Here is a 10,938-nt window from a genome sequence, read left to right as displayed (position 1 = left end):
GTTAACCTCTCGTTGGCGGCTCGTACAAACCTACTCAACTCAATGAACCCTGTCAAATCCTTGAACCAAGTCCGTACAAAATTCGCAAAGAAGTAACCTCCCGGCTACCTCGCGGCGACTTGGATAAATGTAGTCCAACCCCTCCAACAATGACAAATCCCCAGCACAGTCTGGATTTCCCGCACCACATGCCAGAGCAACTCCGCGCCAGAAGGCAGGATTCGGTGAGCGGCCTAAGCCATATAGAAGGCCCCAAGTCCACTGCGAGATTGCCTTCCTCCAATGCCGCAGGAGAGGGTTCGCAGATCTAAAAGCCATTGCATGGAAAAAGGCCCCCGATTTCTCGGGGGCCTATCGGTGGAGCTGCCGGGAATTGAACCCGGGTCCTTCGTCACCTTGCCAGGGCTTCTCCGTGCGCAGTCCGCACAGAATCTCTGCTCGGCCCTCCGGATCGGGCGAACACGTCCGGATGATGGGCCCAGTCACCAGTAAGAGTCCCGACTGGTCCTGATGACCCGGCCAGCCGGCTAGTTCCTTAGTCGATGCCAGGATCTAGGTCAGGAACGAAACCTAGGCTGACAGACACGCGTCGCTGTATTTAGGCAGCGAGGGCGTAGTCACGCTGAGAGTTCTTCTCTGCGTTTATTGGTTGCTACGACGCTTATACGGTGGTCGTTAGCCTGCACCGGCACGCTTCCCCTGGCGCAGTGCACGAAGTCGAAACCAAATCAACCCCATGCTGTAGGGACGGGATAGTGCATCTTCCCTACGGTTCGTTCAACACTACCCCACCCGCTTTTATTTCCTCAAGTGCTCCTCTAACCATTCCTTGAGGACTACCGCATGGTTGACCGTGCGGTTGGCGGCGGCGAAGAGGAGGGTGGCGTCGGCAAGCGCACGCAATTGGGCGAGCTCCTCGGAGTCATTGTCATCGAGCTCGGCCTTGTAACGGCGGGCAAACTCGTCGAAGCGATCCTCGTCGTGGTTCCACCACTTGCGCAGCTCGGGGCTCGGCGCGACGTCCTTGAACCACTCGTCGTAGACCAGGTCGCTCTTGGCGACGCCCCGGGGCCACATCCGATCCACCAGCACCCCAGTGCCTTCGATAGTGTCCTCGCCCTTGACTACATCGTGAACCTTCGCCGTCTTAAACATTGATGCCCTTCACGCGGCGGCCGAGCTCGCGGGAAATTTCGCGGTCTTGGTCGCGACGCTTAATATCCTCTCGCTTGTCATAGTCCTGCTTACCTTGCGCCAGCGCGAGCGAAAGCTTCGCGTAGCCATTCTTGAGGTAGACCTTGAGCGGGACCAAGGTCTTATTACCGTTGCGCACCTGCCCGTAAAGCTTGTCGATCTCGCGGCGGTGCAGCAAAAGCTTGCGGGTGCGCCGCGGGCTGTGGTTCGTCCACGAGCCCATGGAATATTCCGGAATGTGCAGGTTACGCAGGTACACCTCGCCATCGTCGATGGTGGCGAAAGCATCATTAAGCGAGATTTTTCCCTCCCGCAGGGATTTGATCTCGGTGCCGAGCAGGACGATGCCGCACTCGTATTCCTCGAGGATCTTGTAGTCATGCCGGGCCCGGCGGTTAGTAGCGAGCGTTGCTTCGCCGGACGCCGCCTTCTTATTCTTCTTGCCCTTCTTAGCCATAATTATGGCAGTGTAGTGCCCTTTTAGCCGGCCCAGCAAACGGGCTATTTGCGCACATAGGACCGCAGGGCGATATGTGCTGTGACGGCGGTGACCACCAGCGCCAGGAGGCCAACGAGAGGCAGGGCAATCCAGAGGTCGCCGGACTTCATGGGGGCGAGCAGCTGGGATTCGTACAGGCCTTGCAGGGATGGGTCCACCACTTGGGATTTGCCCAGGAAGATTCCGGCGCCACCCAAGACCACGCCGATGAGCGAGGCCAGCACTGCTTCCAGTACGAACGGCGCCTGCGTCATCCACCGGCTCGCGCCCACCATGCGCATGATTTCCGTTTCGCGGGTGCGGTGGAACGCGGCGATCTGCACCATATTGGCCACCAAGAAGATGGCCGCCACGGACATCACGATGGCCAGCACAAAGGTGGCATTGCGGATAGAGTCCAGGTTGCTTGCGGCATCGCGCACTTCTTGCTGCTGGTCGACGACATCCTCTACCGCCGGGTTATCCCTAATCGCATCGATCGCAGAAGCGTCTTCTGGATCCTTCAGGCGCACGTGGAACGCTGCCGGCAGCGCATCGGGCGAGGTTTGTTCCACCATGACGGGGTCGGTGTCTTGGAAGAGTTCCTTGAATCGCTCATAGGATTCCGCGCGGTTGCGGTATTCCACGGACTCGACGGAATCATCCGCGTCGAGCTGTCCCTGGAGATCCGCGCAGGCCGGGGTCACGCAATCCTGGTCACCAGCGGAAATATCCTCGTTAAGCTGGACCATGACCTCGACGCGGTCGAGGTAAATCTCCTTGGTGTCCTTGGTCAGGTTGGTCACCATGATGCCGGCGACGACGAGGCCTACCGCAATGGCGGTGGTAATAATCATGGCGATGGACATGGTCAGGTTGCGGCCGAGACCCTTGGTGGCCTCGCGGAAAATAAAACCTAGCTTCATGCTTCCCCCTCGTACGTCGCCTCGTGCTCATCGCGCACGAGGACTCCATTGCGCAGCTCCAGCACGCGCTTGCGTGCCCTATTGACGGCGCGGGCGTTGTGGGTAGACATGACCACGGTGGTGCCACGGCGGTTGATGCCCAGCAGCAAGTCCATGATCTCGTCGGCGGTGGAGGGATCGAGGTTGCCCGTGGGTTCGTCGGCAAGCAGCAGCTTCGGCCGATTGACCACCGCACGCGCAATGGCTACGCGCTGCTGCTCGCCGCCGGAAAGCTCGTGCGGATAAGCATCGCGGCGATCCTCTAGGCCCACCAGATCCAAGACTTGCGGGACCGAGGTGGAGATGCGGTACTTGCTCTTGCCAATAACCTCCAGCGCAAAGGCCACGTTTTGATATACCGTCAGCTTGGGAAGCAGGCGGAAGTCCTGGAATACATAACCAATGGACTGGCGCAGCGCGTTGATCTGCTTGCCCGAAAGCTCGTTGACGTGGAAATCATCGAAATAAATATCGCCCTTGGTCACATTGCTATAGCGCACCATGAGCTCCAAGAAGGTGGACTTACCTGAGCCGGACGGGCCGATAAGGAAGGCGAATTCACCATCCGCAATCTCGAAGGACACCCCGTCGAGCGCTGGGCGAGACTCGGCGGAGTAGGCCTTAGTCACGTTGTCGAATCTAATCACGCGAATCACTGTAGCAACTAAAGTTGACACCACGCTGTGAACTGTATTTAAGTAACGTGGTCTAAGACACTAATTTGTTCCGACCCAATCGACAGAAAGTGCCGATACAATGGCCGAAACCGAAACTAAAGAAAAACCACGTTCTGCAAGCGGCTTCTTGGGCACTGTAGAAAAGATTGGCAATAAGCTGCCGGATCCATTCTGGCTCTTCGTCATCCTCGCAGCCATCGTCGCTGTGACCTCTTGGCTTGGACACCTAGTCGGCATGACCGCCGAGGACCCCAAGACCGGCGAAACCATCGAAGTAGAATCCCTGCTGACCACCGAGAATATCTCGCGCATGGTTACTGATGCAGTGGAGAACTTCACCAGCTTCCCGCCGCTCGGCGTCATCCTTGCCGTGATGCTCGGCGTGGCCGTGGCGGAGCAGTCTGGCCTGCTTTCCGCGTTGGTGCGCGCGATGGTGACCAAGGTCAGCGCCAAGATGCTGACCTTCGTGGTGGCGCTGGCCGGCGTCACCGGCTCCGTGGCCTCTGACGCCATCTACGTCATCCTGATCCCGCTGGGCGCAATGGCCTTCCACGCCGTGGGTCGCTCCCCCATCGTGGGCGCGATGGTGGCCTTTGCGGCATCGTCTGCCGGCTTTAATGCCTCGCTGATTCTGAATATCACCGACCTCCTGCTCGCGGGTATTTCCACCCCGGCCGCGCAGTTTGTGGACCCAGAATATGAGGTCAGCCCGCTGGCCAATATCTTCTTTGTCATCCCTTCCGCCGTGGTGCTCTCTCTCATCATTACCGCGGTCACGGAATTCCTCATGGTCAAAAAGGCCCGCGAGCTGGTGGACCATGACCACATTAATTACGAAGAGGTGTCCTTCTCCAAGGCCGCCGGTGGGGCCGGCGCAAATTCAGAGGAGGATGAGGAGTACGACTTCACCGATGATGAAGAGGCGATGCGCATCAAGCCCAACGAGCAGCGCGGTCTGATTGCTTCCGGCATCGCGCTCGTGCTCTTCCTTGCCGCCTTCTTTGCCCTGCTCTTTATCCCCGGCTCCCCGCTGGCAAGCCAAGGGGATAGCTTCATGGAGTCGCCACTCATTAGCGCCATCGCGGTGCCGATCGCCTTGGCATTCTTGGTATGCGGCATCGTCTACGGCTTGGCTGCTGGCACCGTGAAATCCTTTGCCGATGTCCCGGAGTTTATGGCCAAGGGCATCGAGACCCTCGTTCCCATGCTGGTCCTCTTCTTCGCCGTCGCTCAGTTCCTCGCCTGGTTCGAGTGGTCCAACCTCGGCGTATGGACCGCCATCAAGGGCTCCGAGCTGCTCCAGCACTGGTCCCTGCCGCCGCTGGTCATGTTCGCCGCACTGGTGGCCATGGTCGCACTGCTTAACCTCTTCATCACCTCCGGTTCCGCCCAGTGGGCGCTGATGGCCCCGGTCATCGTACCGATGATGATGTACGTGGGCGTCTCGCCTGAGGTTTCCCAGATGCTCTTCCGTATCGGTGACTCCCCGACGAATATCATCACCCCAATGTCGCCCTACTTCGCCTTGGCGCTGACCTTCCTGCAGCGCTATTACAAGCCAGCAGGTGTGGGTACTTTGATGTCACTGGCGCTGCCCTACTCCCTCTGCATGATCGTGGGTTGGTTCGCCTTCTTCGTCATCTGGTACCTCATCGGCATCCCGCTGGGACCGGGCGCGCCGATGGACTACGCGGGTTAAGTCCATAGAGATCAGGCCGAACTGAGGATTTTCTCCCCTCAGTTCGGCCTTTTCACGTTCAATTCAGCCCGATCAGTATGGACCTAAGCTTGATCTTCTTGTTGCTGCATGCGCCAGCGGATACCGGATTCAAGGAAGCCATCGATATCGCCATCGAGCACCTTGGAGGGATCGCCCACCTCAAAATTGGTGCGTAAGTCTTTGACCATCTGATACGGGTGCAGCACGTAGGAGCGCATCTGATTGCCCCAAGAGGCGTTGCCACCGGCGCCCAACGCATCGAGCTCAGCTTGTTCCTCTTGGCGCTTGCGCTCCAGCAGCTTTGCCTGCAGCACGCGCATGGCCGAGGCCTTATTTTGAATCTGCGACTTTTCGTTCTGGCAGGTCACCACAATGCCGGTGGGAATGTGGGTCAGGCGCACCGCGGAGTCGGTGGTATTGACAGACTGGCCGCCCGGACCAGAAGAACGATAGACATCGACGCGCACCTCTGAATCTGGCACCTCAATCGAGTCAGTCTGCTCCACCACCGGAAGCACCTCTACCTCGGCGAAGGAGGTCTGGCGCCGCCCTTGGTTATCAAAGGGCGAGATGCGCACCAGGCGGTGCGCACCCTGCTCCACGGAGAGCTGGCCGTACATGTATTCACCGTGGACGACGAAGGTGGCGGACTTGATACCGGCCTCCTCCGCATAGGAGATGTCATAGACATCAACCTTGTGGCCGTGCTTTTCCGCCCAGCGCGTGTACATGCGCATGAGCATTTCGGCCCAGTCGGCCGCGTCCACACCGCCGGCGCCGGAGCGGATATTGATAACCGCCTCACGCGGGTCATACTCACCGGAAAGCATGGTGGTGACCTCCAGCGATTCGATGGCAGACTCCAAGGAATCGAGCTCATCATCCGCCAGGGAGGTATCGCCCTCTTCTTCCGCGAGTTCGTACATCACGGGCATGTCCTCTAAGCGCCCGCGCAGCGATTCCAACTTGCGGACCTTGGCCTGCGCTGCGGAAAGCTCGGAGGTGATCTGTTGCGCGTGGGCGGGGTCATCCCACAGGGATGGGTCGCCGGCTTGGGCCTCTAGTTCCCGAATGCGGGCAGCCAAAGCCTCCGGGTCCATGACCTTCTCGATGGTGGTCAGGGTGGTTTCCAATTGCTTGAGCCGTGCTGTTACTTCGGGACGCATAGGCCCCAATCCTACCCACCCGGCCGGCATAATTAGCCATCGGCCGCGTTTAGGGTGACAATGGTGGGCATGGATCAAAAGCCGAGCTTGCAGGAGATGATCGACGCGGTCATCAAGACCTTCATTGTCGCGCACGCGGATGACGGGGATGCGCACCTTGCGCAGGCCCTTGTCTATAACGCCGGCCGCCTGGCCTGGCGCTTGCGCGAGATGGGCGTCGACGTAGAGCAAAAGACTTCTATCTCGGATGTTGTTACGGATGCGGACAGGGCGGCCGAGCGCTTCGTTGCGGGCGTGCTCGAGGCCGTGCGTCCGGAAGACGGCATCCTCGGCGAAGAGGGTGCGGCACGCGAGTCCGAGTCCGGCCGGACCTGGGTCATTGACCCGGTCGATGGCACCTACAACTTTTCTTCTGGCTCCGATTATTGGTGCTCTGCGCTCGCGCTTACCGACGCCACCGGGATCACCCTCGGCGCCGTCCACCGCCCCGCCATGGGCTATACCTGGTTCGGCGGCCGAGACTACCCCACTTCCCTCGACGGGAAAGAGGTGGCTCGTCTAGAGGAGAAGCCGGCCGAGCAGATTTCACTATCCACGTATCTGCACCCAACCTCGCTGGTGGATGCGGATATCCGCGGGGCATGGCAGCGCGTGGCGGAAAACTTTGCTACAGTCCGTATGCTCGGTGCCGGTTCTGTTGACCTGTCCTCCGTGGCCGATGGCACATGGGGCGCATGGATGCAGCATTCGGTGGCGGATTGGGATTGGTTCCCCGGCAAAGCCCTCGTGGAGGCGGCCGGCGGTGCTGCCCGCAAGGTAGAGGCCGGCGGCGTCGAATGGTGCTTGGCCGGCAATAAACAGGTAGTGGATCAGATGGAGGATTGGCTCCGTGGGTAAGTTCAAAGAAGACTTGGGCCTCGCGCTCGAGCTGGCGGGCCATGCCGATGTAGTGACCATGCATCGTTTCGAGGCCTCGGATCTTTCCGTCAAGGAAAAGCCGGATATGTCTCCCGTATCGGATGCGGATCTCACCTGTGAGAAGCAGATCCGCGAATCCCTTAAGCGCTCCCGCCCGCGCGATGAAGTGCTGGGTGAGGAATACGGCGGCGAGGCCTGCTATAAGGGCCGCCAGTGGGTCATCGATCCCATCGACGGCACCAAGAACTTCGTGCGTGGCGTCCCCGTATGGGCCACGCTCATCTCCCTTTTGGAAGATGGCGAACCGGTAGTTTCGGTGGTTTCCGCACCCGCCCTGCGCCGCCGTTGGTACGCAGCCAAGGGCGCTGGTGCCTTCCGCGTTTTCGGCGGCGAGCCCAAGCGCTTGGGCGTATCCCACGTGGAAAAGCTCGCCGATTCTTCGCTGGCCATGAGCTCGCTGACCGGATGGGCCGAACGCGGCCTGCGCGATCAATTCCTCGCGCTCACGGACAAGACCTGGCGACTGCGCGGCTATGGTGATTTTTGGTCCTACTGCCTCGTGGCCGAAGGCGCGGTAGACATCGCCGCCGAACCCGAGGTGTCCTTGTGGGACCTCGCCGCGCCCTCCCTCATCGTGACCGAGGCCGGCGGTACTTTTACGGATCTTGACGGAAACCCTGGCCCCCACGGCGGATCCGGCGTCGCCTCCAACGGCCTGCTCCACAAGCACGCCCTAGCCGCACTACAGGGCTAGGAATTTCTGCGCAGCTGAAGTAACACGCACCTGCCACCCTGCGGCCGATCTGTACGCATACACTCGGATTTTTCGCATCCGGGTTAGCGGCGGATGCGTGTCAATAAGGACGGCTGCACTATCGCGCGGCTCTCTGACTGGCTTCTGGATATGGCTCGCAAGTAATTCACGCTATACCCCACTGGCTGTGGTTTTAGCACCAGCCAAAGATGCACGAAGCCCGCTCCCCAAGGCTGGGAAAGCGGGCAAAGGTTTGGCGAGGCTAGTCCTCAGGCAATGTAAAGCCAGCACCTACGCCACCGCGACGGTTCATATCCGCCAAGGCTGCATCCATGGTGTTTGCGGCGGTTGGGTTATGAACCGGCCCCTGCAGCGGGGTGCGGCACGGGAAATTCACCGGCAGGAAACCGCCGGTAATCGAGCCAATGAGGCGGCCGTTGGCCAACAGCGGTGCACCGGAATCGCCCATCATGGCGCATACCTGGTTAACCTGAATTTTCTTTGCCTGCTGATAGGTCACACCGCAGGTCTTTCCGGTGGCAACGCCCTGCTTGCACACCTGCTGGCCCGGCTTAACGCCGCCGCCCAACTCATTGACGGTTACGCCATTGTAGGAGCGGGAGACCTTGGCCTTAGAGCCGAACTCAATGACGGCGTAATCCAGGTCCTCATTCTTGGACACCACGGTGCCCGTCGGGCCAATCTGCTCCGAATCGGCGGAGGTGACCGAATCCCCCACGTTGCCGCAGTGCGCAGCGGTAAGCCCAACCTTGCGGCCAGCATTATCGTTGCCCGCCACAGTCAGGGTGCACATCATTTTCTCATCGACATAAACCGGGGTGCCGGGGCCATAAAGCGACTCGCCCTCATTCATGGCCGCAACAGATTCTTCTGGAATGCGTGGGGCATCAAAGAACGAGCCCGGCACGCGGTGCAGCACGTAGTCAGCCTGTGGCTTGCCCGCAGCTACCTTGGAAAATCCATCATTTTTCCACTTATAGTTTGGATTGGTTCCCTGCGGTTTAAACTCCGGCTGGGTGGCCTGCTCCGCTAGGCCGATGGGATTCGGATTAGTCAGCGGCTCCGCGTACTGTGCCTGCTGCGCCGTGTGCTGCACGGCTTGCTGCGCGTTGCGCACAGAGGAATCCACGGCGTCGGTGACGTTCTTATCCACCTGCGGGGTTTGGATGCCTACCCCAGCCAGGCCATCTCGGACCTGGTCAATAATCCCTGCGGAATCGAAATCCGGTTGGGGCAATTCCTGGGCGCCTGCGGCCGGGGAGCCCAGGAAAAACGCACCAGCGAAAGCCGAGCCCACCAGGACTTTCTTAAGGTGCGGAATGCGAAGCATCAAGGTACCTACTTTCAGTTGTCAACATCGTGCAAGCTCGATACTGGCACGAAAGAATTGTGGAATCAGCAAACTCCTGTGACTGTGTCCAAGCCGTTATATTTCTTCCAGAATTCGGGGGTAATCACCCCTCCCCTATCATTGGGCGCATGGTCACACCGCTGTCTTATACCGATACTTCTGGCTTTCCGCAGCTGCACATGTCACGAGTGATCGACGCTGATTTTGATACCGCCGCACACCGGATTTTCCGCTGGTCAATCCAACGCAGCGGCCTTTTCCGCGTGCGCCCCACCCATGAGGTGGTAGTGCCAGGTGCGGAGGTCACCATGGGCCTCGGCCCGTGGGATTTTCGCTGTCGAGTGGTCGATGTATTCCACGAAGACGGCCGCTGCGGGTTCACCTACGGCACCCTCCCCGGACACCTCGAGCGCGGCGAAGAAACCTTCACCCTTGAGCGCCTGCGCGATGGCCGCACGCTGCTGCTTATCGACGCCGCCTCCGAGCCCTTCCTCCCCTTCCTGCGCCCCCTCGTGGACGTGCCAAGGCGCCTGCTGATTAGCCGACTCTACCTTCACGCTTTAGACGAATAGCAGGATTGTATATACGACAAAAGCCGCCTCCCCGACCTCGGGAAAGCGGCTTAGTCTCAGCGCTGGTTAGTTCTTACGCTTGTCCTCGATGGACTCGCGTGCATCGCGCACAGCGCCCTTGACGCGGTCAAAGAAGCCACCCTTCTTCGTGGACTCCTCTTGGTACTCGTGTGCCTTGTCCTCCACGAAGCCCTTAGCTCGCTGGAAAGCATCCCCGACGGCGCTACCAGCCTCGGATGCCTTGCCCTTTAGCTGATCCAGGCGCTCAGAGGACTGCTGCCCATTGACGTTGTCCTGGTTCGGCGCAGTAGCAACACGCTCTTCGTTTGCTTCGCCTACGATGTGCTGGCTCGGTGCGTAGTCCGAGTTATCTTCGTCCAGCTTCTCCTGCAGGTCCGGCTGCTGCGGCGCGGAGCCGATGTGCTCTTCCTTCGCGCCGCCTACGATGTGCTGGCTTGGTGCATAGTGCGAGTTATCCTCGTCCAGCTTCTCCTGCAGATCTGGCTGCTCGGAGGCAGAGCCTACGTGCTCTTCGTCGGCGCCAGCGACGACGTGATTCTGCGGCTCGTACTTGCTGGCGGTCGATTCTGCATTATCCGCAGCCTGCTTGCCTACTGGTGTGGATAGGCCGGCTGCGCCCGCGGCGCCTGCCGCTGCAACCCCTGCACCCGCTGCAGCCGCGCCGGACTGAGCGGAGGTGCCCGACTTAGCTGCCGAAGACACGCTGTCTTCAGATGCCAGGTACTTGTATTCGTTGCGGTCCAAATCAACTTCGTGGCCTAGGTTATTCGCCATTGCTGCGTACTCCTTTAAATAGATTTATCTTCTCTCCTCTAGGGTTCCAGAAAGTTCGGAAGCATGCACGGAAATTTTTTACTGGGGACACACCCCCAATGCGGCTGAACCAAACATGCATTACAGCCACGTTCTGCCGGACTTTGGGATCTAAAAGGGAGAAACGTGCTTATTGTGCATTAGTGCGGCCTCGCCGACTGAAGACGGGGGCGGATTCTAGGGGTCGTTGCAACGATGATGGTTAGTTTGGTTTGATGCTACCGGTTTGTGTGAGGGCGTTGGTCATGACTTCGGCTGGGGTGCGCCAGTTGAGTGCTTTGCGTGGTT

At 59.6% G+C, this 10,938-nt stretch carries 11 protein-coding genes and 1 other RNA gene; 4 read left to right on the top strand and 8 right to left on the bottom strand.

Annotation, left to right across the window (positions count from 1 at the left end; translation table 11 throughout):
- Positions 1 to 355: 355 nt before the first annotated feature.
- The 5 genes from ssrA to ftsE form a co-directional block, all read right to left on the bottom strand.
- Positions 356 to 736, bottom strand: a transfer-messenger RNA (tmRNA) gene (ssrA, locus tag MHY24_RS11795).
- 62 nt (positions 737 to 798) lie between these two features.
- Entirely contained in the window at positions 799 to 1,155 is a 357-nt protein-coding gene (locus MHY24_RS11790) for a DUF488 domain-containing protein (protein ID WP_204609861.1), read from the bottom strand.
- The gene (smpB, locus tag MHY24_RS11785; protein WP_005322310.1) at positions 1,148 to 1,651 is read right to left on the bottom strand and encodes an SsrA-binding protein SmpB; all 504 of its coding nucleotides are present in this window, start codon (positions 1,649 to 1,651) and stop codon (positions 1,148 to 1,150) included. The genes MHY24_RS11790 and smpB overlap by 8 nt, the downstream gene beginning before the upstream one ends.
- A 44-nt stretch (positions 1,652 to 1,695) precedes the next feature.
- A complete protein-coding gene (gene ftsX, locus MHY24_RS11780) occupies positions 1,696 to 2,598 on the bottom strand; it encodes a permease-like cell division protein FtsX (RefSeq protein ID WP_239230869.1) in 903 nt (300 codons plus the stop codon).
- The gene (gene ftsE / locus MHY24_RS11775) at positions 2,595 to 3,284 is read right to left on the bottom strand and encodes a cell division ATP-binding protein FtsE (protein ID WP_239230866.1); all 690 of its coding nucleotides are present in this window, start codon (positions 3,282 to 3,284) and stop codon (positions 2,595 to 2,597) included. Before ftsE ends, ftsX begins: the two co-directional genes overlap by 4 nt.
- Before the next feature lie 109 nt (positions 3,285 to 3,393).
- Between ftsE and MHY24_RS11770 the strand changes: the two genes are divergently transcribed.
- Positions 3,394 to 5,013 carry an AbgT family transporter gene (locus MHY24_RS11770; RefSeq protein WP_239230864.1) on the top strand — a complete coding sequence of 540 codons (1,620 nt, stop codon included), beginning with the start codon at positions 3,394 to 3,396 and terminating at the stop codon, positions 5,011 to 5,013.
- A gap of 83 nt (positions 5,014 to 5,096) precedes the next feature.
- Here the strand turns inward: MHY24_RS11770 and prfB are convergent, their stop codons facing one another.
- On the bottom strand, positions 5,097 to 6,200 hold the full coding sequence (gene prfB / locus MHY24_RS11765) for a peptide chain release factor 2 (RefSeq protein WP_204609865.1): 1,104 nt from the start codon (positions 6,198 to 6,200) through the stop codon (positions 5,097 to 5,099).
- 60 nt (positions 6,201 to 6,260) lie between these two features.
- Between prfB and MHY24_RS11760 the strand changes: the two genes are divergently transcribed.
- Together MHY24_RS11760 and hisN are read left to right on the top strand one after the other, a co-directional pair.
- Complete coding sequence (locus tag MHY24_RS11760; protein ID WP_204609866.1) at positions 6,261 to 7,097, top strand: inositol monophosphatase family protein; 837 nt, start codon at positions 6,261 to 6,263, stop codon at positions 7,095 to 7,097.
- The gene (gene hisN / locus MHY24_RS11755; RefSeq protein ID WP_198492690.1) at positions 7,090 to 7,872 is read left to right on the top strand and encodes a histidinol-phosphatase; all 783 of its coding nucleotides are present in this window, start codon (positions 7,090 to 7,092) and stop codon (positions 7,870 to 7,872) included. Before MHY24_RS11760 ends, hisN begins: the two co-directional genes overlap by 8 nt.
- 262 nt (positions 7,873 to 8,134) lie before the next feature.
- Here the strand turns inward: hisN and MHY24_RS11750 are convergent, their stop codons facing one another.
- A complete protein-coding gene (locus tag MHY24_RS11750; protein WP_239230861.1) occupies positions 8,135 to 9,223 on the bottom strand; it encodes a S1 family peptidase in 1,089 nt (362 codons plus the stop codon).
- A gap of 149 nt (positions 9,224 to 9,372) precedes the next feature.
- On the opposite strand from MHY24_RS11750, the gene MHY24_RS11745 reads away from it, so the two are divergent.
- Positions 9,373 to 9,816, top strand: coding sequence for a DUF1990 family protein (locus MHY24_RS11745; protein WP_239230859.1), 444 nt, complete (start codon positions 9,373 to 9,375; stop codon positions 9,814 to 9,816).
- Between the two features lie 66 nt (positions 9,817 to 9,882).
- On the opposite strand, the gene MHY24_RS11740 is transcribed toward MHY24_RS11745, so the two are convergent.
- The gene (locus tag MHY24_RS11740; RefSeq protein ID WP_239230856.1) at positions 9,883 to 10,611 is read right to left on the bottom strand and encodes a kinesin; all 729 of its coding nucleotides are present in this window, start codon (positions 10,609 to 10,611) and stop codon (positions 9,883 to 9,885) included.
- Positions 10,612 to 10,938 lie beyond the last annotated feature (327 nt).

It is taken from the genome of Corynebacterium sp. ACRPQ (genome assembly GCF_022347225.1).
Lineage (GTDB): Bacteria > Actinomycetota > Actinomycetes > Mycobacteriales > Mycobacteriaceae > Corynebacterium > Corynebacterium tuberculostearicum_D.
This window is presented reverse-complemented; position numbering and strand designations above follow the sequence as displayed.

Bases quoted from the DNA above. Each gene is read 5' to 3' on its own strand.
- MHY24_RS11790 (WP_204609861.1), bottom strand. From the start codon at position 1,155: ATGTTTAAGACGGCGAAGGTTCACGATGTAGTCAAGGGCGAGGACACT.
- smpB (WP_005322310.1), bottom strand. From the start codon at position 1,651: ATGGCTAAGAAGGGCAAGAAGAATAAGAAGGCGGCGTCCGGCGAAGCA.
- ftsX (WP_239230869.1), bottom strand. From the start codon at position 2,598: ATGAAGCTAGGTTTTATTTTCCGCGAGGCCACCAAGGGTCTCGGCCGC.
- MHY24_RS11770 (WP_239230864.1), top strand. From the start codon at position 3,394: ATGGCCGAAACCGAAACTAAAGAAAAACCACGTTCTGCAAGCGGCTTC.
- prfB (WP_204609865.1), bottom strand. From the start codon at position 6,200: ATGCGTCCCGAAGTAACAGCACGGCTCAAGCAATTGGAAACCACCCTG.
- MHY24_RS11760 (WP_204609866.1), top strand. From the start codon at position 6,261: ATGGTGGGCATGGATCAAAAGCCGAGCTTGCAGGAGATGATCGACGCG.
- MHY24_RS11750 (WP_239230861.1), bottom strand. From the start codon at position 9,223: ATGCTTCGCATTCCGCACCTTAAGAAAGTCCTGGTGGGCTCGGCTTTC.
- MHY24_RS11745 (WP_239230859.1), top strand. From the start codon at position 9,373: ATGGTCACACCGCTGTCTTATACCGATACTTCTGGCTTTCCGCAGCTG.
- MHY24_RS11740 (WP_239230856.1), bottom strand. From the start codon at position 10,611: ATGGCGAATAACCTAGGCCACGAAGTTGATTTGGACCGCAACGAATAC.